Here is a 21,294-nt window from a genome sequence, read left to right as displayed (position 1 = left end):
CCCCATGACCAACGCGAGCCTTGACGGCCGGATCCACCCGCGCGGACCCGACATGTAAAAGCATAGCAACGGCCTCAGGGTTTCGTCGGTTTCAAACCTTGCGTTCGTCCGCTTTCCCAGCCGCCACCGAGGGCCAGGAACAAATCAATCTGGCTCATGGCAACTTGAGTATTGGCGCTTGCCACCTGCGCACGCACGTCGGTGTAGGTGCGGGTCGCCTGCAAATCGGCGAGGAACGACGCCCGGCCGGCCTGGAAGAAGCGGTGCGTTTGGTCCGCCGCCTGTTGCGCCGACTGTTCGGCGTCGACCAAGGCGTCGCGGCGCTGCAACAACGCGGAATACTGCGCCAGACCGGTCTGGGTTTCGCGAATGGCGTTCAATACCACGCCGTCAAAGTGCGCCAGCGCGCCCTGGGTCGCGGCTTCGGCCTCACGCACCCGCGCCCGGGAGCCGTTGGACGGCACCGTCCAGGTCAGCAGCGGGCCGAAGCCCCAGCGATTGGTCTGCGGTTGACCGAGGTGATCGAGAATACCGACGGTGCCGACGGTCGCCCCGATGCTGATGTCCGGGTACAACTGACCGGTGGCAACCCCGATGTCCGCCGTCGCAGCCGCCAGTCGACGCTCGGCCTGACGCACGTCCGGCCGACGCTTGAGCAGCGTGGCGCCGTCACCTACCGGCAACAATTGCGCAATCTTTGGCAGTTCATTGCAACTGCCGGTGCCGGCGGGTAATTGGTCCACCGGTTTGGCCAGCAGCATCGACAAACGGAACAACCCGGCCTGACGCGCGGCTTCATAGCGCGGCATATCGGCGCGCAAGGATTTGAACTGGGTTTGCGAGCGCGTGACCTGGGTTTCGTCGCCGCGTCCGGCATCACGCAGCCGCTGGATCAACGCAGTGCTCTGGCCTTGCAGGTTGAGCGAATGCTCGGCGATCTCGCGCTCTTCGTTGGCCGCGCACACTTGGGTGTACGCCCGCACCACGTCGGCGACCACGGTGATGCGCGCAGTGTCCGCTGCGGCTTGAGTCGCGTCGGCGTTGGCCTTGGCCGCTTCAATCCCACGCTGCAAGGTGCCAAACAGGTCGAACTGATAGGAGGTGGTGAAGGCGATGTCGCCGACATTGGCCACCGGGACTTTTTCCGGTATCAGAAACGCCTCACCGGACTCCTGTAAGCGCTGGGCACCGACCTTCACGCCACCGCTCCAGCCACCTGCCGACTCGGCTTCTTCGACTTGCGAGCGAGCACGGGACAGGTTGGCCGCCGCCACCCGCAAATCGGTGTTCTTGGCCATGGCCTGACGCACCAGCTCATCCAGACGCGGGTCCTGGTACAACCGCCACCAGTCGCCCGGCACTGGCGCGGACACCACATTCTGGCTGCGGGCGCTCAGGTCACCCTGAAAGTCGTCGCGGTGCAGCGCTGCTTCTTTGGGCAACTGGTAATCCGGGCCGACCACCTGACAGGCCGACAGCAACACGCCGAGCCCGACCGTCGCTAAACAGGCCGCCGCTTTCATTGCACCGGCTCCTGCTCGGGTTTGTCGCCGATGATCGACACGGTCGCGGTACGCCCGGCGATCATGCGGAAATCTGCCGGCACGTCATCAAAGGCAATGCGCACCGGAATCCGCTGCGCCAGACGCACCCAACTGAACGCCGGGTTAACGTTGGGCAGCAGGTTCGAACCGCTGCTGCGGTCGCGGTCTTCAATGCCGGCGACGATGCTTTCGACATGTCCACGCAACCGTGCACGGTCACCGACCACGCGGATATCGACACCTTGGCCGACATGAATGCCGTCCAGTTTGGTCTCTTCGAAATAGCCGTCGATGTGGAAGGAATTGCTGTCCACCACCGACAACACTGGCCGGCCCGCCGTGACGAACTCCTGGGCACGCGGTGCGCGGTCGTTGACGTAACCGTCCACCGGGCTGCGAATCACCGAGCGATCGAGGTTGAGTTGGGCACTGTCCACCGACACCTGAGCCTCAGACAACGCCACCTCGGCGCGGGCCACGCGGGACTGGCTCTCTTCCAGTTGCTCGCCCGGCACCAGATTGCCCAGGCCACGGTTTCGTTTGGCTTCTCGTTGCGCCTGCGCCAGGGTTTCCTGACGGTCGGCGACTGCCGCCTTGGCTTGGCGCAACGCCAGTTTGAAGCGGTCCTGGTCGATGCTGAACAGCACCTGACCGCGCGTCACCAACTGGTTGTCGCGCACTTCCACTTGCTGGATCAGCCCGGAAACATCCGGGGCGATCTGCACGATATCCGCACGAATGTGCCCGTCGCGAGTCCACGGAGCGAACATGTAATACATCACCATGCGCCAGACCACGACGACCGCGAAGGTCACCACCAACAGGGTCAACACCACACGGCCAAGGGTCAAAATAGGTTTTTTCATGTCATCAGGTATCGACTGAGTGAGTCCACGGCGCCGAGCAGCAAGGCGTAAAGACCAACGTTGAACAACGCCCGGTGCCAGACCAGACGATAAAAGTGCAGGCGCGTCAGTAACCCGTGCACCACCAGGTACAGCACGTACGTAATGCCCATCAGCACCAGCAAGGTGGGCAGGAACACCCCGCTGATGTCCAGATCACCGATCATAAAGGCGCTCCATCGATGCCATGGGGAAAGGGTTCTTCGGCCTCGCCGCTGCCAATGAATTCCACGCCCGGCAACAGCGCCAGGCGCAGACCGGCGAGGGCGTGCAGCAGGTGCAGACGGGTTTCGTCGTCACCTTGCAGGCCCTGGCCATTGAGTGCGCGACGGGTGCGGTCGAGGGTCATCAGCAACGGCGCCGGGGCCGGCAAGCGTTCGCCGGCCTTGAGACACGCCTTGAAGTACTCGCCGACCTCGGCCACCACTTGACGCAGCAAGACGTTCGGCACACCCAACACCCGTGGCGCGTACGCCAACAAGTCAAGCAAGTTCAGCGCAACCCGTACTTCACGCAGCGCGATGCCGGTGTCCTGACCGGTCATCGCCAGACGCGGCAAGTGCTGCATCAGCCGATCAAGCATCTGCACGCCCAGGCGCCGGTGTTCGGCAAGGTTCGCAGGCTCGGTCATGCCGACGATGTCGCGCCAGCTGAAACGGGTCAGGCGCTTGGCCGCCAGCTCCGAACCGAAGGGGCGTGCCACCAGGGTCCAGACGAAGGCAAACAACAAGCCGATGGGACCGGCGAGGTTGGAGTTGGCGAAGCTCAAAAAGTCCGCGTCGTAGGCGCCCTGGATGCTGATAAAGGACGAGGTGTTGACGATGGTCAGCAACATACCGAGGTAAAAACGCGGGTTTACGGTCAGGGTGCCGACGCAGATGAACGGCACGGCGAATGCCAGCACCAGCATCGGGAAGTCATGCAGGTTTGGCAGGATCAAAAACAGGTAAAGGCTGGCGAACAGCACCGACATCGCGGTCCAAAAAAAGAACCGGTAAATCTGCGGCGCCGGGTCGTCCATCGCCGCGAAAAAGCTGCACGCCACCGCCGCCAGGATCACCGCGCTGCCGCCGTCGGTCCAGCCGAGCAGAATCCACAGCACCGAGGCCACGATGATTGCCAGCACCGTCGAGGCTGCCGAATAGAGCATCAGCCCACGGTCGAGAAAAGGCGTCAGCCGGCCCAGCCGCCAATGGCGGTAGACCGCACGCCAGTTGTCCTGGCTTTCGCAGCGAATCGCCTCTTGCAGGCTGCGCAAGTCTTGCCACAAATCGATCCACTCACCGAGGCGATACAACGCGTTGGAAAACAGCAGTTGCTTACGATCGTCCAGCGCCTCGGCACTCGGTTGCAGGGCTTCGAGTTGATGACGCAGCGTTTGCCAGCGTTCGACCGAGGCGTCGCTGCTGTCGAGCCATTCCAGCGTCGCGCCCAACACGGGCGCGAACTTATCCACAAGCTCGGGTGTGCGGCGCTGCAAGGCATACAACGCATCGTCCAGGGCATCCACCACCGGCAGCAGGTGAATCATCCGCCCGCGCAGCTCTTTGGTATTGCGCACGGTCTGCGGCCGTGCGCCTTCGTGGGGTAGCTGGCCGATCATCAATTCGAGGGAGTTGAACGTGGCGACCATCGAGGCGCGCAGGGTGCTGACTTCGTCGGGCTGCACGTTGCGGGTCAGGAAGCGCTGGCTATAGGTCACCGCGTCGCTGAACCACTTACTCACCGCGTCATCGAACACCGGCGCCAGCCGCCGAGGCCAGAACATGCTGCCGACCACGGCCGCGCAGACGATGCCGAGGAAGATCTCTTCGGTCCGCGCTTCCGCCACGTCCCACACCGCCAACGGGTTATCCACCACCGGCAGGGCGATCAGCGGCAAGGTGTAGCCGGCGAGCATCAGCGCGTAGTTATTGGCAGTGCGCAAATGCATGGACAGAAACAGCAGGATGCCGGTCCACAACGCGATCACCAGCACCAGCACATAGGGGCTCTGGACGAACATCGGCACAAACAGCAAGGCCGCCGCAGCGCCGGTAAAGGTGCCGATGGCGCGGTACAAGGCCTTGGAACTGGTCGGCCCGACGAACGGGCTGGAAACGATGTACACCGTGGCCATCGCCCAATACGGACGCGGCATTTGCATGAGCATGGCGATGTACAGCGCGATCATCGACGCAGCGAAGGTGCGCACACCGTAAAACCAGTCACGGGCCGGCGGTATGCCGCTAAAAAATCCGTTCAAGAGGGGGTCACCGGTAACTGCTGCTCCGCCGCCTCGAACGCGCGAATCACCCGCAGCGCCGCCTCCAGATCCGCCGGATCGATGCCTTCGAGCACCACACGGCGCAAGCGCACCAACTCGACTTCCACCGCCTGTACCAATTCACGGCCGGTATCGGTCAGGCTCAGGCACTTGGCGCGACGATCAAGGGGATCTTCGGTGCGGCAGACATACCCGGCCTGACACAACTGATCGAGCAAACGCACCAGCGACGGGCTCTCCATCCCCGCCGCCTGCGCCACCGTCACCTGCCGCACACCCTCGCCCAGACGCCCGATCATCAACAACGGGACGGCGCAGGCTTCGGAAATGCCGTAGTTGACCAACGTGGTCTGGCAGATCTTCCGCCAATGCCGCGCGGCCACCACCATGGCACTGCTGATATTCATCTGAAGGGCGTCGAGGGTCTGGGACACAGGGAAATTCGCACACTGTTAGTTTGCTAACTATCAATATCGCACTGGAGGGGAAATTCAGTCAAGTTTTGAAACAACTCTTCGCCCGCTCGTCGCGGCAACATCTAGACAGTGATGAATAGGTACTGAAGACGTATATACTTTTTCAGCACTCCCCCCTGGAAACCAGACCATGTCCAAACAAGCCGTTTTCACGATGAAACTTGAACCCGAACTACGTGAACAGTTCATGGCTGAAGCAGAAGCGTCTCATCGGCCAGCGTCGCAAATTGTCCGGGAAATGATGCGTCAGTTTGTTCAAACACAACGAGAGTCGCGTGAGTACGAGGCATTTCTGCAGCGTAAAGTCGATATCGCACGAGTCTCCATGCGGGCAGGCGAGGGCCTGACAAACGATGAAGTAGAGGCCGAATTTGCTGCCAGGCGTACTCAAGCAGCCAGACAAGGATGAGGATAATCTGGACGCCAGCAGCGGCACAGGATCGTGCAGACATTTGGGACTATCTCCACGCCGTAAACCCACGAGCAGCCATCGAGATGGACAACCGATTCAGCGAATCGGTTTCTCGCCTCTCACTCCACCCTGAATGCGGTCCTACCGGGACAATATCCGGTACTCGCGAATTGATACCTCATCAAAGTTATCGACTGGTCTATCAACTGGATCAGGGAACAGCATGGATACTCGCCTTGGTGCATACCTCGCGCCCATGGCCGCTTGAGAAATGAGCATTCCCGCGCCTTGCGCGGGAACGCATTGCAGCAACCTTAGCTCGCTTGCGCCGCCTGTGCAGCCAAGCGGTGTTGCAGCTCTTCCATCAAATCCAGCCCATCGCGCAATGACACGTACGCGGCGTTGATCAGGCGGTAGAAGTCTTTGTCGTTGAGATCACGCAGTGTGATCGAGGTGAGGGTTTCCAGCAGATCGGTGCCGATACGGACACGGCTACAGGCGGTTTCGTGGAGAAAATGGGTTGGTGCGAGGATGTTGTAGGCCAGAACGCAGACGGGGGTTGGGTTGGTGCTCAGTGGTTTATATGGGTGCATTGGGAATACCTCGTAGATAAATTTTGAGGCCACCTCCATCCGTCGCCAAACGAATAAGGGTGGCAGCTGCACGCAGGTTGGCGAACCGGTTATCTACGAACCCGGCAGACCCGAAGGTCTCCCGCGTACAGCCGCCATAGAACAGCATGCCGTCACCAAAAGGTGAAAGCACGAAGTCTGGGCGCTATTAACGCTTCATAGATAAATAGGATCGCCAAATCCTGTCGCCGATGTGCGGCGACGTGGCGAACTATAGGGGGGCGTTTCGGGGGGCGCAACCGAGCAAAACCGTTACGGACTTTTCCTAGCGTTTTTTAGCCCGTTCGTACACGGGCGTTGAGTTCACGCTTGCCGACAACCACCACCGAAACGAGCTTATAGGTCATCCAGCGTTACCGGGACCGGGGTTTCATGGCTTCGGGCCCGAACCAGCTCGGCAAGCTCAAAGTCGTCCAAACGTTCAACCATGGACTCGAAAACTTCGGCGGGCACCATGTAGCCCATCACCCGGTTGCGACAGAGCACTGCCACCGGTCCATCGTATGTACCGTTGAGTACGGCAGACGGATTCTTCTTCAATTCGGAAACGCTGACAGCCTTGTCGGCCAGAACACGTTGCATCATCAAGACCTCAATTCAGGCCGTTAATCTGGTCTATCGCTCCTCGTTAAACAACCCCAGAAAAAATTCACAAATACCAATTTCCCCCAGATTTTTTCATCGCTCATCAGTTTTTTGCACGATTTGCCGTTTTTCCTCAGATTTTTACACCCCCCGCCCCTTCCTCAGCAGCACATCCAGTTGATCCACCACCTCCGCCCAATCGGAATCGTCGAGGATGTCCTCGCGCAGGAAATCCGCCTGGCATTGGGTCCAGAAGAACGCGTCGGCCAGGTGCAGTTCGGGTTTGAGGGGTGAGTGGGTGGCGATGAATTTGTCGATGCTTTCGGCATCGTCGGGCAGGCCGAGTTGTTTGAACAGGTTGGGGAGGCTGTGGGTAGGTGATTCCATGGGTTAACTCCTTGGGACGGTCGGGGACTGCCGCACAGTCCATCGCAGGCGAGCCGCGCTCCCACACACGGCGGTTTCTGTGGGAGCTCGGCTTGCCCGCGATGGCGGCGGTGCATTTACCGCCAATAATGACTACTGACTCAGCTCGCACACCTCGGCATGCGGCACCATTTTCAGGTACTGGTCCATGCTCAAGTGCACGAGGTTGTTGTGGTTGCCGGCTTCGACGTAGATCTCTTTCTGGCGGGTCAGTAGCGGGTCGATGACCATGTCCAGGCCATAGGATTCGCCCAGGGCCGGTACGGCGCCGCGTTCGCAGTCGTTGAACAGGTGGGCCAGGGTGCTTTCGCGGGTGACTTGCCATTCGCTGCTGCCGCGCACTTTGGTCAGGTCCAGATGCCGGCTGGCCGGTAACACGGCCATCAGGTAGTGGCCGTGGTGGTCGTCGAGGATCACCGATTTCGCCACGCGCTCAGCAGGAATACCCGCCACCCGGGCGGTTTCCAGGCTGCTGGCCGAATGCGGGTGAGTGACTACGTCAAATTCGCAGCGCGCCTCTTCCAGGCTGCGCTGCACGGTTCTTGCCATACGCATGATGCACCTCGGTGTCCGCAAGAACGGCGGGCGGACGATGATTAAAGGGTTGGCGTCTCCTCTAAAGTCTAGGCCTGCTGCCAGAACCCGGTGATAAATCTGCCCACTGGAAATTCGCAAAAACCGTTCAAAACTCATCCAGCTCAAGGCTCAACTAGACTATAAGCAGGGCCACCGTGTGGCTGGCAGACGGATGACTCTCCTGGAGGGTCAAGTGAACACTCGCTGGTGTTGGTGGGTTGCGCTGTTGTTGGGTTTGAGCGGATCGGTTTTCGCGGCAGACACGCTCGTGCTGATCGTCCCCAACCCGCTCGGCGTCTGGCTGATGATGTTTGGTATTGCGTTCATCGTGGCCGAGGCGGTGCTGCCCAACTACGGCGTAGTCGGGCTGGGCGGCATCATGATGTTTGTGATCGGTGCCGTGATTCTGAGCAATACCGATGTTCCCACGCCGCTCATTATCGGCCTTGCGCTGATCAGCGCCCTGTTGTTGATCGCGTTGCTGATCCATGCCCTGAAAACCCGACCACGGGACACCGTCAGTGGCGATTCCGGGTTAGTCGGCAGCGTAACGTCGGTGACGGCGTTGCAGGCCGGCAGTGCCAATAAAGGCTGGGTGCATTTGCAGGGCGAACGTTGGCGGGTACTGAGTGCCACACCGCTGCAACCGGGGCAGCAGGTACGGGTGGTGGGGCGCAAGGGAACGTTGCTGGAAGTGGTCGCGGCTGACGCGGCGTCGCAGGGAGAATGATCATGGGTCTGCAACTGGGTTTTGCCGCGCTGCTGGTGCTGCTGATTGCACTGGCAGGGTCGACCTTCCGCATCCTGCGCGAATACGAGCGCGGCGTGGTGTTCCAGCTCGGACGCTTTTGGCAGGTCAAGGGCCCGGGGCTGATCCTGCTGATTCCGGTGGTCCAGCAAATGGTTCGGGTCGATCTGCGTACGGTGGTGCTCGACGTACCGCCGCAAGACGTGATCACCCGCGACAACGTCTCGGTGAAGGTCAACGCGGTGTTGTACTTCCGTGTGCTCGACTCGCAAAAGGCGATCATCCAGGTCGAAGACTTCCTTATGGCCACCAGCCAACTGGCACAAACCACCTTGCGGGCAGTGCTCGGTAAACATGAACTGGACGAACTGCTGGCCGAACGCGAACGCTTGAACTTCGACATCCAGCAGGTGCTGGACGCCCAGACGGATGCCTGGGGGATCAAGGTCGCCAACGTCGAGATCAAACACGTCGACCTCAACGAATCGATGATCCGCGCCATTGCCAAACAAGCCGAAGCCGAACGGGAACGGCGGGCGAAAGTGATCCACGCCGAAGGTGAATTGCAGGCCTCGGAAAAACTCATGCAAGCCGCCGAAATGCTCGGCCGCCAGCCCGGCGCCATGCAGTTGCGTTACATGCAGACCCTGAGTTTGATTGCCGGCGACAAGAGCTCGACCATTGTCTTCCCGCTGCCGATCGAGTTGCTCAAGGGCATGGCGGATTTGTCGTCGAAAAGCTGAGTGGATGGCGCTAAAGGCAAATCACGATCCCCTGTAGCAGCTGCCGAAGGCTGCGTTCGAGTGCGTAGCACTCGTAAACCCTGCTTGCACGATTAATCTGAACGATCGCGCTGCCTGATTTTACGACCGCTTCGCGGCCGAACGCCGCCTCGCAAGCTCGGCAGCTGCTACAGGGGATATACGGCGAGCCTGCGTTTCTCCAGCGCCTCGTAAGGCTCTCGCGCCCAAAACTCCGCGCGCTCTCTGAGCAAAGGCGAGGCTTCTCGTTGCTTACCTTCGCCGTCGGCCACGAACGTTTCGCTCGGCTGCTTGGCGTGCTGACTCACGGCGCTGAACACCTGCGTCCGTTGCTCGACATTCAGCGTAAAAAACGCGGCCAAACGCCCTTCCATCGCTCCCGGCAACTCTCGGTAATTGACCGCCAGCCCGGCAAACTCGCGGCAATGTTCAGCGCCCAAGTGCAGCAACCGGCCCAGGCGCCGGGCGATGAAGTCTTCTTGTCCCTCGAACGCCGCCCCATCGTCCAGCGCGCTGGCGCCAATCAGACCCGGCACCATGTGCATACCCGGACGGCGCAGGTGGGAGACGGCGATTTCCAGTGGGTCGCGGTAGACAAACAACCAAGGCGTTTCAGGAAAACACTCGCGTAACCGCTTCAGCTCACCGATGTTCCAGGCATCGAGTTTGATCACCAGATGTTGCTCCACACCTCGACGCGGCTGGCCGTAGGCCGAGAGCAAACCGCGAATGGCCGCATTGCGTACTGTCGGCGGCAGAGTGCTGCGCAGCAAGGCATCCAGTGGTGGCGGTTCGGAAATGACGATGTGATTGTCCAGTTGCGCAAGCATCTGGCTGATCAACGTCGAGCCGCAGCGCGAGGCGTGAAAAATGAAGGCACTCGGCGCCAGCCCTGGGCTTATCGCTTGCCAGTCACTCAGCGCTTGCAGCGGCGTTTGACGCCGGAAAGCCTGGTTGAATGGCAGCCGCAGCGCGTCCTCCACCGCGTCGCGGAAAAATGGCTGATGCAACGGCGTGTCGCCAAACCAGCACCAATCGACCTGCCACTCCCCGTTCTGCGCCCAGACACGAATCGGCAACCAACCGCCGAGGTTCAGGCGCTCCATTGTTCATTCCACTGACGACGGCCATTGCGCATCGCCGCACGCAACTCCTCACGGGAAAACACCAGGCCACGCTCGGTAGCCAGCTTCAGGGTCGTGGCGATAAAGGCTTCGGTGCCGGTCACACCCTGCAAGGTCTGACAGAGTTGCGGATCGTGCTCTAGCAGCTGTCGAAACGCTGCCAGCGCATGGGCCGCGTGACCAACACCTGGCGGTGGGGTGGTTGACGCGCCCTCGGCAATGGCCTGTTCCAGCCAGGCACTGGGCTTGCAGTCGATCACCAGATGCACCCGCTCACGGCTGTCGCGATTGTCAACGCTGTGGGGCCGTGACAAGTCGAGGAACCAGCATTCGCCGGCGTTCATCGGGATGCGCAAACCGTCGAGCAGAAAGTCGACGTTGGGCGGGCTGAGCAGCGGAATGTGCAGCCGCATGTCGGCCTCTGGTCCTTCAAGGTCGTAGTCGCGGTGCTCGTGAATGCGACTGTCGGGGCCCAGCCTCAGCAGCCTTGCCGAGACAATCTCCAACGGTAAATCGTGCAACGCGTGTTGCCACCGACCATCGAGCAGCCACGGCGCGCGCAATACCGGTTCGCCACGGCCAGGAGACAGCTCCGTCAACGCGTCGAGCGCGCTGACCAGTGCCACCCCGCTCCAGTCGCCGCTGTAATAGTCACGGTTGAAATGGCAGTGCCAATCGCTGTCGTTGATCTGCGCCAAGGCTTGCAACAGCAACGGCAGATGCACCGTCACCGGCAATCGGGAAAACGCCGGTCGAGTCATCGGTCTGTCAGCACCGCGCACTCGCCGAGCCAGCTCAGTAAACGATCGAGGCAGGCCTCCACTGACAACGCACCCGTGTCGAGCACCAACGCCGCCGAAGCAGGTGGCTCGTAAGGTGCCGAAACGCCGGTGAAGCTCGGCAGTTCACCGCTGCGCGCGCGGGCGTAATGACCTTTCGGGTCACGCTGCTCGCAGATGTCGAGCGACGCACTGCACCAGATTTCGCGGTAATCCTCACCCAATCGCCGAGCGAATATGTCGCGCAGCTCCAGCAATGGCGCAATCATCGCCAGGATCACAATCTGCCCGTTCTCCACCAGCAACGCGGCCAGTTCGCTGGCGCGGCGGATGTTTTCCTGACGGTCCTTGTCGGCGAACCCGAGGTCGCGATTGAGCCCGACCCGTAGCGCATCACCATCAAGCACCAGACTTTGCACGCCGCGCTCGAATAATGCGACGTGCAGCGCCTGGGCCAGGGTCGACTTGCCTGCCGCCGGTAAACCGGTCAGCAGGATCGCCGCCCCGCGATGGCCGTGGCGGTCTTCACGCTGTGCGCGGCTGACGCTGGCCGTGGGCGCCAGCAGATTATTTTGCCTGGACATGCGCTGGCGGTACGGTGATGTTGCCGGCGGCCCATGCGTCCTCGCGGCTGGCCAGGGCGGTGGCGATCGATTGCACCTGCGTCGATTGCACCTGATCAGGCAGCGGGTCGAGCCCAGCGCTGGCGAAGATCTGCCCGTAAGCGTTGCGCAAGTCGGCGTAAGACAGGTCACGGCGCAGGTCAGCTTGCAGGGTATTCAGTTCACCCTGGATCAGTTCCAGTTCGCCGATACCTGCTGCCTGATGGCGGTTGCGCAACTGGCCAAGAATCTGCCCGTCGATGTCCGACAGCTGCTGGTTGGTCTGGAACTGGCGCAGCGCTTCGCGGTAGTTGGCGTTGGCCACGTAAAGTTGCGCCAGCACCGCGATCGACATCGCCTGACGGCGTGCCTTGGCCACTTCTTCACCGGCCTTGGCGACGTCGATAGCCGCCGGGGCGGAGATCACGTTGAACAGGTTCCAGGTGACCTTGACCCCGTAGTCGGCCCACTTGTCGTTGACCAGAAACGAGTTGCTGTCGTAATGCCCGCCCGCAGAGAACTCCAGCCCCGGCAGCAGCCGCAGCATGGCTTTGCGGGTTTCGGCGGTGCTGATGCGCGTCTGATAATCCTGCTCGCGCAGTTCCGGACGGCTGGCCAGGGCTTCCTGCTCGAGGCTGTCCATGCCGACCTTGAGTTCCGGAATCGGGTAGTCCTCGGGGGTCGCCAACGTCAACTCGGTGCCCATCGGCAGGTTGATCAGGGTTGCCAGCTCGGTTTTCGCCAACGACAGTGCCCGTCGCTGTTCTTCGAGCTGGCGCGTGGCTTCGATCAGCGAACGCTGGTACCCCAGGGCCTGCACCGGGTCGCCGATGCGCTGCTCGCTCATGCTTTGGCTGTTGTTGCGCGCGGCATCGACCCGCGCCATCAGGCTGTCGATCTGCTTGAGCAGACGTTCAGCGGCCACTGCCCGCCAATAGGCCGAGCGCACGTCCTGAACGATGGTGTTGATGACCTTGCGCCGACGCTCCTGGACGATCAGCCGTTGATCGCCCTGCTGCTTGGCGTTGATGTAGCTGACGCCGAAGTCGAGGACGTTCCAGACCATGGTCAGGTCGGCGACTCTGCGGTCGCGGTCCTGCGAGGTCGATGGTTCCAGGGATTGGGTGCCGGTGCGCACGCTCTGGCTGCTGGAGCCGCTGGTGTTGTTGCGCCCCACGTAACCGGCGTCCAGGGCCATGCGCGGCAGCATATCAAAGCTGGCGAGGTCGAGTTGGCGCTTGGCCAACGCCTCTTCCATGATTTTCAAGCGACCTTCAAGGTTGTACTTCACTGCACGGGCCATGGCCTGATGCAAGGTCAATGGGCCGTTGAGAGGCTCCTGATCCTTGTACATGCTCGCCAGATCGCTTCTGGCGCGCTGCTCGCTGACGCTGCGTTCAATCGGTTCACTGGTCACCGCACATCCGCTGACCGCCAGCGCCAGCAAGCTGGCACCGAATAGTTTCTGACTCGCTCTCATCCTTGGTTCGCCCCCGGGTACCGCACAATTTCAGATTTTTAGTCAGGCCTGCATTTCGCTGATGCCGACCTGTTGCAGAGCTTTAGCCAATGCCTGGATCTGCTGCTTCTCGGTGTTTTCAAGTTGTTGAAGTTGTTCGCCCAAGGTCAATGCACCGAATACACCGTGCAGCCCCGAAGATGCATCGCCCCCTGGCAGGATCGACCTGTCACCAAAGGTGTTCAGCGAATGGCCGGCGCCGGTCGATTCATGGCTGAACAGGCTCGACAGCGTGCTGGTGCCAAACACCCCGCCTTCACCGCTGCCAAAACCAAGGAAACCATGGCCGGAGCCCCTTGCGTCACTGTCGCCGCTCGTGAACACCTGCGCGATAAAGCTTGGGCTCAGTTCGCCACGATTGATGAAAATATCCCCCAGTGGACGCATACCGTCGCCCAGTACCCGCTGTTCGAACAGCGGTGCAAACGTCAGTGGTGAACCGAGATTACCGGTCGGCGGCGTGAAGACAATCGGCTGCAACGGCACCGTCGGTGCGCTCGAAGGCGGTGCCGGATCGCTGATCCGGAACTGCGGATCGCCGGTCAGTGCGATGGTTTTGACCACGTAGCTGTTGGACTCGGTGCTACCGATGCCCGTGTTGCCGAACGTATCGCTCACACCCGCGTTATTGAGGCTGATCTGGCTGGTCGCGTTATTGACGTTGATGTTCGGGGTCAGCGTCGCCGTCCAGGTCTTGCCACCGTCATTGCTGCTCAAACCGCTCAACGTACCGTTGGCCACCGTCAGGTCGGCATTGGTCAACCCGCTGACCGCTTCCGAGAAGGTAATGGTCACCAGGCTGGTCTGGCCCACGCCCAGGTTGCCGCTGGCCACGACAATGGTCGAGGTCGGACGTTGAGTGTCGATGACGTAGTTATTGGAGTCGGTTGTCCCGCTACCGGTGTTGCCGAATGCATCACTGACCCCGCCATTATTGAGAGTGATCAGGTTGCTGGCGTCGGTAATGTTGGCCGTCGGCGTCAGAGTGGCGGTCCAGGTCTTGCCACCATCACTGCTGCTCAGGGCGCTCAAGGTGCCGTTGGCGACCGTCAGGTCGGAGTTGGTGAAACCGCTGACCGCTTCCGAGAAGGTGATCGTCACCAGGCTGGTCTGGCCGATACCCAGGTTGCCGTTGGCCACGACAATGGTCGCGGTCGGGCGTTGGGTGTCGATCTGGTAATTGTTGGAGTCGGTGCTCCCGGCCCCGGTATTACCCGCCGCATCGTGCACACCGCTGTTGTTGAGCGAGATCAGGTTGCGGGTATCGCTGACGTTGCTGGTCGGGGTGAAGGTCGCGGTCCAGGTCACACCGCCATCACGGCTGCTGACGGCGCTCAACGTGCCGTTGGCCACCGTCAGGTCGCTGTTGTCGAAACCGCTCACCGCCTCGCTGAAGGTGATGGTTACCAGGCTCGTCTCGCCGATTGGCAGCATCGGGTTGGCGACCACGATGGTCGCGGTGGGGCGTGTGGTGTCGATGACGTAGTTGCCCGAATCGGTGCTGCCGCTGCCAGCGTTGCCCAGCGCATCGATCACGCCGGCGTTGTTCAGGGTGATCAGGTTGCTGGCGTCGGTCACGTTGGCGTTCGGCGTGAGCGTGGCGGTCCAGGTCTTGCCGCCGTCGCTGCTGCTCAGGGCACTCAAGGTGCCATTGGCCACCGTCAGGTCCGAATTGGTGAAACCACTGATCGCCTCGGAGAACGTGATGGTCACGGTGGTGGTTTGACCCAGTTTGAGGGCGCTGTCAGTCACCACGATCATAGCGGTCGGACGCTGGGTGTCGATGATGTAGTTGTTCGAGTCGGTGGTGCCGCTACCGGCGTTGCCGGCCAGGTCAATCACACCCGCGTTGTTGAGGGTGATGTGGTTGGTCGCATTGCTGATATTACTGGTCGGCGTATAAGTCGCGGTCCAGGTGATACCGCCATCGCTTGAGCTGACTGCGCTCAAGGTGCCGTTGGCGATGGTCAGGTCGGCGTTGCTGAAGCCGGTGACCGCTTCGCTGAAGGTAATGGTCACCAGGCTCGTCTCGCCGATCGGCAGGGTCGGGTTCGCCACCACGATGGTCGCGGTAGGACGGGCGGTGTCGATGGCGAAGTTGTTCGAATCAGTGCTGCCGGTGCCGGTATTGCCGGCCGCATCGGTCACCCCGGTGTTGTTCAGGGTGATCAGGTTGGTCGCGCTGCTGACGTTGTTGGTCGGCGTGAAAGTCGCCGTCCAGGTCACGCCGCCGTCACTGCTGCTGACGGCACTCAAGGTGCCGTTGGCCACCGTCAGATCGGCGTTGGTAAAACCGCTGACCGCCTCGGAGAAGGTGATGCTCACCGTGGAACTCTGGCCGATTTTCAGGGCGCTGTCGGCGATCACCACGGTCGCCGTCGGGCGCTGGGTATCGATGGCGTAGGTGTTGGAGTGTGTCGTGCCGGTCCCGGCGTTGCCACTCAGGTCGGTGTAGCGGGTGTTGTCCAGGGTGATCAGGTTGCTGGCGGCGGTGACGGCGTTGGTCGGGGTCAGGGTGGCGGTCCAGGTCACGCCGCCATCACTGCTGCTCAGCCCGCTGATCGTGCCGTTGGCGACGGTCAGGTCGGCGGTGGTAAAGCCGGTCACGGCTTCGCTGAAGGTGAAGGTCACCAGGCTTGAGCCACCGACTGCCAGGCTCGGGTTGGCGACCACGATTGTGGCCGTTGGACGCTGGGTGTCTACGAGGTAGTTGTTGGAGTCGGTGGTGCCGCTGCCCGCGTTGCCGGCCAGGTCATTCACGCCCGTATTGTTGAGGGTGATGTGGTTGGTCGCATTGCTGATGTTGCTGGTCGGCGTATAGGTCGCGGTCCAGGTGATACCGCCATCGCTTGAGCTGACCGCGCTCAAGGTGCCGTTGGCGATGGTCAGGTCGGCGTTGCTGAAGCCAGTGACTGCTTCGCTGAAGGTAATGGTCACCAGCGACGTCTGGCCGATGCTCAGCGCAGGGTTGGCGACCACGACGGTTGCCGTCGGACGTTGGGTGTCGATGGCGTAGTTGTTCGAATCGGTGGTGCCCGTCCCCACGTTGCCAGAGGCGTTCTGCACCAAGGTGTTGTCCAGGGTGATGTGGCTGGCGGCGTTGGTGATGTTCGCCGTCGGGGTGAACGTTGCGGTCCAGGTTATGCCGCCGTCGCTGCTGCTCACCGCGCTCAACGTGCCGTTGGCAATGCTCAGGTCGGCATTGGTGAAACCACTGACCGCTTCGCTGAAGGTAATGGTCACCAGCGACGTCTGGCCGATGTTCAGCGTAGGGTTGGCGACCACAACGGTCGCCGTCGGGCGCACGGTGTCGATGGTGAAGTTACCGGAATTGGTGATCCCCGTGCCCGTATTGCCGGCCAGGTCGGCCACGGCACTGTTGTTCAGAGAGATGAGGTTGGTGGTGTTGTGAATGCCGGTGGTGGGCGTGAAGGTGGCGGTCCAGGTCACGCCGCCATCGCTGGAGCTGACGTTGGTCAGGGTGCCGTTGGGCACGCTCAGGTCGCTGTTGTTGAAGCCGGTCACCGCCTCACTGAAGGTGATGGTCACCAACGAGGTCTGCCCGGCGATCAGGGTCGGGTTGGCGACCACAATGGCCGCCGTCGGCCGCTGGCTGTCGACGGCGTAGGTGTTGGAATCAGTGGTGCCCGTACCGGCATTACCGGACAGGTCGCTCACACTGGTGTTGTTCAGAGTAATGACGTTGCCGTTGTGGGTGATGCCGTTCACCGGGGTCAGCGTCGCGGTCCAGGTGATGCCGCCATCGCTGGAACTGACAGCGCTGAGGGTGCCATTGCCGATCAACAGGTCACTGTTGTTGAAACCGGTCACTGCTTCGCTGAAGGTGATAGTGACCAGTGACGTCGAGCCAATCCCGAGGGCATTGTTCGCCACCACGATGGTCGCGGTCGGGCGCTGGGTGTCGATGGCGTAGGTGTTGGAAACGCTGTTGCCGCTACCGGCGTTACCCGAAACGACCGCCTGGACCCCGCTGTTGTCCAGGGTGATGTGGCTGGCGGCGTTGGTGATGTTTGTCGTTGGGGTGAAGGTCGCGGTCCAGGTAATACCGCCGTCGCTGCTGCTCACCGCGCTCAGTGTGCCGTTGGCAACGGTCAGGTCGGCATTGGTGAAACCGGTCACGGCCTCGTTGAAGGTGAAGGTCACCAGGGACGTCTGGCCGATGATCAGCGTAGGGGTGGCGACCACAACGGTCGCCGTCGGGCGCACGGTGTCGATGGTGAAGTTACCGGAATTGGTGATCCCGGTGCCCGTATTGCCGGCCAGGTCGGCCACGGCACTGTTGTTCAGGGAGATCAGGTTGCTGGTGGCGTGAATGCCGGTGGTGGGCGTGAAGGTGGCGGTCCAGGTCACGCCGCCATCGCTGGAGCTGACGTTGGTCAGGGTGCCGTTGGGCACGCTCAGGTCGGCATTGGTGAAACCGGTCACCGCTTCGCTGAAGGTGAAGGTCACCAGCGAGCTTCCACCCGCCATGAGCGTGGGGTTGGCCAAGACGACGGTCGCGGTCGGACGCTGGGTGTCGATGGTGTAGTTGTTGGAGTCGGTGGTGCCAGTCCCGATGTTGCCGGAAAAGTCCGAGTAGCCCGTGTTATCCAGGGTGATGTGGTTGGCGGCGTTGGTGATGCTGGCCGTCGGGGTGAAGGTCGCGGTCCAGGTGATGCCGCCATCAGTGCTACTCACAGCGCTGAGGGTGCCGTTGGCAATCGTCAGGTCAGCGTTGGTGAAACCGACCACCCCCTCGGAGAAGGTAATGGTCACCAGCGAGGTCTGGCCGATGGCCAGGGTCGGGCTCGCGACCACAATGCTTGCCGTCGGACGCACGCCGTCGATGGAATAGTTGTTGGACGTGGTGGTGCCGCTGCCGGCGTTGCCCGCCAGGTCCTGCACGGTGGTGTTATCCAGGGTGATGTGGTTGGCGGCGTTGGTGATGCTGGCCGTCGGGGTGAAGGTCGCGGTCCAGGTGATGCCGCCGTCGCTGCTGCTCACCGTGCTTAGCGTGCCGTTGGAAACGGTCAGGTCGGCGTTGCTGAAACCGGTCACCGCTTCGCTGAAGGTAATGGTCACGGGGGAGGTCTGGCCGATGCCCAGGATGGTCGTGCCGACCACGATGGTCGCCGTCGGCCGCAGGGTGTCGACTGCATAGGTGTTCGAGTTGGTCGTGCCGCTACCGGCATTGCCCGCCGTGTCGCTGACCCCGGCATTATTCAGGGTGATGATGTCGCCGGTATGGGAAACCGACGCGGTCGGGGTCAGGGTCGCGGTCCAGGTGATGCCGCCGTCGCTGCTGCTCACCGCGCTCAGGGTACCGTCGGCAACCGTCAGGTCGGCGTTGGTGAAGCCGGTCACCGCTTCGCTGAAGGTAATAGTCACCAGGGACGTTCCCCCGATGTGCAGCGCATTGTTGGCGACCACGATACTCGCGGTTGGCCGCACGGCGTCGATTGCATAGCTGTTGGACGTGGTGGTGCCGGTACCGGCGTTGGTCGCTATATCGGTATAGCCGGTGTTGTCCAGAGTAATGACGTTGCCGGTGCTGTTGTTGCCAGCGGTCGGCGTCAGGGTCGCGGTCCAGGTGATACCGCCGTCGCTGCTGCTCACCGCGCTCAGGGTACCGTTGGCAACAGTCAGGTCGGCGTTGCTGAAACCAGTCACCGCTTCGCTGAACGTAATTGTCACTGTGGATCCGCCGATGTTCACCGTGCTATTGCTGACCACGACGGTCGCCGTTGGCCGTACGGTGTCGACGGCGTAATTGTTGGACGTGCTGGTGCCGACCCCGGCAGTGCCCAGCGACACGCTTGTCACGCCGGTGTTGTCCAGGACGATGTGGTTGCTGGCGCCGGTGACGCTCGAATTCGGGGTGAAGGTCGCGGTCCAGGTGACCCCGCCATCGCTTGAGCTCACCGCGCTCAGGGAACCGTTGGCAACGGTCAGGTCGGCGTTGGTGAAACCGGTCACCGCCTCAGTGAAGGTAATGGTCACAAGCGAAGTCTGGCCGATATGCAGGGCGCTGTTCGCCACCACGATGGTAGCGCTCGGTGCCGGTGCATAGGCGGTGTTCACGGTGCCGCCGTCGTTGAAGATATTGTTCACGGCCGCCACGCTGGCACCGGTACTACCGCCGCCCAGCGCCGGACCGCCGGAGCCACTGCCACCGACGTTACCGGACAGCGCCGCGAAGTTGGCGGCGGTCATCAATACCGTACCTTTGTTCCAGATCGCACCGACGCCTTTACCGGCCGCACCACCGGAGTCGGCGGAACCGCCCAGGCCACCACCGCCGCCACCGCCACCACCGGCGGCGATGTTGCCGGAAATCACCGAGGTGCCAATGACTGTCAGGGTGCCGCTACTGGCGTTGTAAATACCACCTGCAGCCGACGCCCCGGCCCTGCCGGGCTTGTCCCAACCGGAGCCGCCACCGCCACCGCCGATGGAAATCGTGCCGTTGTTCGCCGTACCGCCCGCGCCACCACTGCTGTAGTTGGCAGCTCCCACGCCGCCCGCGCCACCGCTGCTGCTGCCGCCGTGACCGCCCATATAGTTGGGGTTGTACCCGCCACCGTTACCGCCCGTGTTGGCACTACCGCTCGTACCGCCGTACACACCCGTGCCGAAGCCGGAGGTGCCACCATGACCGCCCGCTTGCCCGCCCAATGCACCACCACCACCGCCACCGCCACCGACCGCACCACCGACGTAAGGTGAGGTGACCCCGCCACCGCCACCGCCGCCCGAAGCGGCGTTGCTGGTCACGGTGACGTTCTTGAGGGTCAGGTTGCCGGAGTTGAAAATACCGCCGCCCATGGCCGCCGTGCCGTCCGTACCGGCGGCGGCACCATTGCCGGCCACCAGGCCTTGCTTGATGATCAGCCCGTCGAAGGTCGCAGTGACCCCGGAAGCGACCTGAACCACCCGGGTCTTGTACTGACCGTTGAGGGTCACATCGGCAATGCCGTCGTGGTTCAGGTCACCTTCCAGCGTGACGTTCTTGGTGATGGTCAGTTGCGAATTCAGATTGACCGTCATGGTGGTGCTGAACGTCACCGTGTCACCCACCACGGCATCGCTCAGCGCCTGACGCAATGAGCCGACCCCACTGTCACCGTTGTTGGTGACCGTCAGGGTCGCCAGGCTGTACTGATACGCAGCCATGGACTGGGCCGACAGCACGTTATGGCTCTCGATGGTGCCGGTGGCGATTTCCAGATCCCAGTCACCGCTCACACCGGTACGGTTGTTCGACGCGGCGATATCGCGCCCGGTAAGTTGCGCCAGCGAGTCGACAAAGCTGATGCCCTTGTCACCTGCGGCGGTGTTGCAGGCGTAGATCAGAATGTCGCCGCCGACGTTCATGTCATTGCCGATGCGCGCCAGCACCGCGCTGCGAGCCGCCACGTTATCGGCCGACAGGTAAGTGTCGCCCAGCCACAAGTCGCCGCTATTGCCGTGGGCGATGATTTCCACGGTACTCACGCCGTGATGGGTATCCAGATAATCAGCGATTTGCTGCAAACCATCCTTGGTCGAGTCGAGCTGGACCACCTCGGTGCCGGGTGCCACGCCTTTGAGCAGGCTATCGGCGTCCTTGATGCGCGAGTCGACAAACACCACGCTCTGGCCGGGCACGGCGGTGGGCGTCGCAGCAGGCGCGGGCGTAGCCGCTGACGTGTTGTCCGTCTGGCCGTGGGTGTCCTTGCTGGCCACCGGGTGGTCGGCAACCGGTGCCTTGGCAGCGTCCGCCGTGGCGTGGCTGTCAGCTTGGGCGGCGGTATCGGCAACCGTGGCCGCCACTGCGCCGTCGAACAGCATTCGCGGTTCCAGGGACATGATCATTGGCGATGCCAGGACGCGTGCGCCCTCCGTGACCTGCGACTTGCCTTTGCTCCACCACATGCTGCTCACCCGGACTCGAACTTTT

General features: G+C 62.0%; 18 protein-coding genes. 4 read left to right on the top strand and 14 right to left on the bottom strand.

Annotation, left to right across the window (positions count from 1 at the left end; translation table 11 throughout):
* Positions 1–74: 74 nt before the first annotated feature.
* From NTD87_RS08385 to NTD87_RS08365, 5 genes are read right to left on the bottom strand one after another with little or no spacing between them, the layout of a single operon-like run.
* The gene (locus NTD87_RS08385; RefSeq protein WP_262113207.1) at positions 75–1,523 is read right to left on the bottom strand and encodes an efflux transporter outer membrane subunit; all 1,449 of its coding nucleotides are present in this window, start codon (positions 1,521–1,523) and stop codon (positions 75–77) included.
* Entirely contained in the window at positions 1,520–2,410 is an 891-nt protein-coding gene (locus tag NTD87_RS08380) for an HlyD family secretion protein (RefSeq protein WP_262113206.1), read from the bottom strand. The genes NTD87_RS08385 and NTD87_RS08380 overlap by 4 nt, the downstream gene beginning before the upstream one ends.
* On the bottom strand, positions 2,407–2,616 hold the full coding sequence (locus NTD87_RS08375) for a DUF1656 domain-containing protein (protein ID WP_017478036.1): 210 nt from the start codon (positions 2,614–2,616) through the stop codon (positions 2,407–2,409). The genes NTD87_RS08380 and NTD87_RS08375 overlap by 4 nt, the downstream gene beginning before the upstream one ends.
* Entirely contained in the window at positions 2,613–4,694 is a 2,082-nt protein-coding gene (locus tag NTD87_RS08370) for an FUSC family protein (RefSeq protein ID WP_262113204.1), read from the bottom strand. Before NTD87_RS08370 ends, NTD87_RS08375 begins: the two co-directional genes overlap by 4 nt.
* A complete protein-coding gene (locus tag NTD87_RS08365; protein WP_262113202.1) occupies positions 4,691–5,122 on the bottom strand; it encodes a MarR family winged helix-turn-helix transcriptional regulator in 432 nt (143 codons plus the stop codon). Before NTD87_RS08365 ends, NTD87_RS08370 begins: the two co-directional genes overlap by 4 nt.
* Before the next feature lie 199 nt (positions 5,123–5,321).
* Here NTD87_RS08365 and NTD87_RS08360 point away from each other — a divergent pair, with 199 nt between their 5' ends.
* Both NTD87_RS08360 and NTD87_RS08355 read left to right on the top strand, forming a co-directional pair.
* Positions 5,322–5,600, top strand: coding sequence for a hypothetical protein (locus tag NTD87_RS08360; RefSeq protein ID WP_019691151.1), 279 nt, complete (start codon positions 5,322–5,324; stop codon positions 5,598–5,600).
* A complete protein-coding gene (locus tag NTD87_RS08355; protein WP_262113201.1) occupies positions 5,597–5,878 on the top strand; it encodes a type II toxin-antitoxin system RelE/ParE family toxin in 282 nt (93 codons plus the stop codon). The genes NTD87_RS08360 and NTD87_RS08355 overlap by 4 nt, the downstream gene beginning before the upstream one ends.
* Positions 5,879–5,917: 39 nt before the next feature.
* Here NTD87_RS08355 and NTD87_RS08350 read toward each other — a convergent pair whose 3' ends face one another.
* The 4 genes from NTD87_RS08350 to NTD87_RS08335 form a co-directional block, all read right to left on the bottom strand.
* A complete protein-coding gene (locus NTD87_RS08350; RefSeq protein WP_262113199.1) occupies positions 5,918–6,196 on the bottom strand; it encodes a hypothetical protein in 279 nt (92 codons plus the stop codon).
* Positions 6,197–6,571: 375 nt separating this feature from the next.
* Entirely contained in the window at positions 6,572–6,817 is a 246-nt protein-coding gene (locus tag NTD87_RS08345; protein ID WP_262113220.1) for a type II toxin-antitoxin system Phd/YefM family antitoxin, read from the bottom strand.
* Positions 6,818–6,961: 144 nt separating this feature from the next.
* The gene (locus NTD87_RS08340) at positions 6,962–7,207 is read right to left on the bottom strand and encodes a DUF2789 domain-containing protein (RefSeq protein ID WP_262113198.1); all 246 of its coding nucleotides are present in this window, start codon (positions 7,205–7,207) and stop codon (positions 6,962–6,964) included.
* Positions 7,208–7,339: 132 nt separating this feature from the next.
* Positions 7,340–7,801, bottom strand: coding sequence for an aminoacyl-tRNA deacylase (locus NTD87_RS08335; RefSeq protein ID WP_262113197.1), 462 nt, complete (start codon positions 7,799–7,801; stop codon positions 7,340–7,342).
* Positions 7,802–8,015: 214 nt separating this feature from the next.
* Between NTD87_RS08335 and NTD87_RS08330 the strand changes: the two genes are divergently transcribed.
* Positions 8,016–8,552, top strand: a complete 537-nt coding sequence (locus NTD87_RS08330) for an NfeD family protein (RefSeq protein ID WP_262113196.1) — start codon at positions 8,016–8,018, stop codon at positions 8,550–8,552.
* A gap of 2 nt (positions 8,553–8,554) precedes the next feature.
* Positions 8,555–9,313, top strand: coding sequence for a slipin family protein (locus NTD87_RS08325; protein WP_019691145.1), 759 nt, complete (start codon positions 8,555–8,557; stop codon positions 9,311–9,313).
* 167 nt (positions 9,314–9,480) lie between these two features.
* Here the strand turns inward: NTD87_RS08325 and NTD87_RS08320 are convergent, their stop codons facing one another.
* From NTD87_RS08320 to NTD87_RS08300, 5 genes are read right to left on the bottom strand one after another with little or no spacing between them, the layout of a single operon-like run.
* Complete coding sequence (locus NTD87_RS08320) at positions 9,481–10,437, bottom strand: sulfotransferase family protein (protein WP_262113194.1); 957 nt, start codon at positions 10,435–10,437, stop codon at positions 9,481–9,483.
* Positions 10,425–11,216 (bottom strand): aspartyl/asparaginyl beta-hydroxylase domain-containing protein, encoded by a 792-nt coding sequence (locus NTD87_RS08315; protein WP_262113192.1) that lies wholly within the window; start codon positions 11,214–11,216, stop codon positions 10,425–10,427. The genes NTD87_RS08320 and NTD87_RS08315 overlap by 13 nt, the downstream gene beginning before the upstream one ends.
* The gene (cysC, locus tag NTD87_RS08310; protein ID WP_262113190.1) at positions 11,213–11,818 is read right to left on the bottom strand and encodes an adenylyl-sulfate kinase; all 606 of its coding nucleotides are present in this window, start codon (positions 11,816–11,818) and stop codon (positions 11,213–11,215) included. Before cysC ends, NTD87_RS08315 begins: the two co-directional genes overlap by 4 nt.
* Positions 11,802–13,316 carry a TolC family protein gene (locus tag NTD87_RS08305; RefSeq protein WP_262113188.1) on the bottom strand — a complete coding sequence of 505 codons (1,515 nt, stop codon included), beginning with the start codon at positions 13,314–13,316 and terminating at the stop codon, positions 11,802–11,804. Before NTD87_RS08305 ends, cysC begins: the two co-directional genes overlap by 17 nt.
* A 42-nt stretch (positions 13,317–13,358) precedes the next feature.
* Positions 13,359–21,269 carry an Ig-like domain-containing protein gene (locus tag NTD87_RS08300; RefSeq protein WP_262113186.1) on the bottom strand — a complete coding sequence of 2,637 codons (7,911 nt, stop codon included), beginning with the start codon at positions 21,267–21,269 and terminating at the stop codon, positions 13,359–13,361.
* Positions 21,270–21,294: the final 25 nt, after the last annotated feature.

This window comes from Pseudomonas sp. 6D_7.1_Bac1, from assembly GCF_025465945.1.
In the GTDB taxonomy this organism is placed as follows: Bacteria; Pseudomonadota; Gammaproteobacteria; order Pseudomonadales; family Pseudomonadaceae; genus Aquipseudomonas.
The sequence above is the reverse complement of the archived record's forward strand: the minus strand, read 5'-3'. Positions and strand labels throughout refer to the sequence as shown.

Excerpts from the sequence above, each read along its gene's own strand:
- NTD87_RS08360 (WP_019691151.1), top strand. The coding sequence starts at position 5,322 with ATGTCCAAACAAGCCGTTTTCACGATGAAACTTGAACCCGAACTACGT.
- NTD87_RS08355 (WP_262113201.1), top strand. The coding sequence starts at position 5,597 with ATGAGGATAATCTGGACGCCAGCAGCGGCACAGGATCGTGCAGACATT.
- cysC (WP_262113190.1), bottom strand. The coding sequence starts at position 11,818 with ATGTCCAGGCAAAATAATCTGCTGGCGCCCACGGCCAGCGTCAGCCGC.
- NTD87_RS08315 (WP_262113192.1), bottom strand. The coding sequence starts at position 11,216 with ATGACTCGACCGGCGTTTTCCCGATTGCCGGTGACGGTGCATCTGCCG.
- NTD87_RS08325 (WP_019691145.1), top strand. The coding sequence starts at position 8,555 with ATGGGTCTGCAACTGGGTTTTGCCGCGCTGCTGGTGCTGCTGATTGCA.
- NTD87_RS08345 (WP_262113220.1), bottom strand. The coding sequence starts at position 6,817 with ATGCAACGTGTTCTGGCCGACAAGGCTGTCAGCGTTTCCGAATTGAAG.
- NTD87_RS08385 (WP_262113207.1), bottom strand. The coding sequence starts at position 1,523 with ATGAAAGCGGCGGCCTGTTTAGCGACGGTCGGGCTCGGCGTGTTGCTG.
- NTD87_RS08300 (WP_262113186.1), bottom strand. The coding sequence starts at position 21,269 with ATGTGGTGGAGCAAAGGCAAGTCGCAGGTCACGGAGGGCGCACGCGTC.
- NTD87_RS08350 (WP_262113199.1), bottom strand. The coding sequence starts at position 6,196 with ATGCACCCATATAAACCACTGAGCACCAACCCAACCCCCGTCTGCGTT.
- NTD87_RS08340 (WP_262113198.1), bottom strand. The coding sequence starts at position 7,207 with ATGGAATCACCTACCCACAGCCTCCCCAACCTGTTCAAACAACTCGGC.
- NTD87_RS08365 (WP_262113202.1), bottom strand. The coding sequence starts at position 5,122 with ATGAATATCAGCAGTGCCATGGTGGTGGCCGCGCGGCATTGGCGGAAG.
- NTD87_RS08375 (WP_017478036.1), bottom strand. The coding sequence starts at position 2,616 with ATGATCGGTGATCTGGACATCAGCGGGGTGTTCCTGCCCACCTTGCTG.
- NTD87_RS08320 (WP_262113194.1), bottom strand. The coding sequence starts at position 10,437 with ATGGAGCGCCTGAACCTCGGCGGTTGGTTGCCGATTCGTGTCTGGGCG.
- NTD87_RS08305 (WP_262113188.1), bottom strand. The coding sequence starts at position 13,316 with ATGAGAGCGAGTCAGAAACTATTCGGTGCCAGCTTGCTGGCGCTGGCG.
- NTD87_RS08335 (WP_262113197.1), bottom strand. The coding sequence starts at position 7,801 with ATGCGTATGGCAAGAACCGTGCAGCGCAGCCTGGAAGAGGCGCGCTGC.
- NTD87_RS08380 (WP_262113206.1), bottom strand. The coding sequence starts at position 2,410 with ATGAAAAAACCTATTTTGACCCTTGGCCGTGTGGTGTTGACCCTGTTG.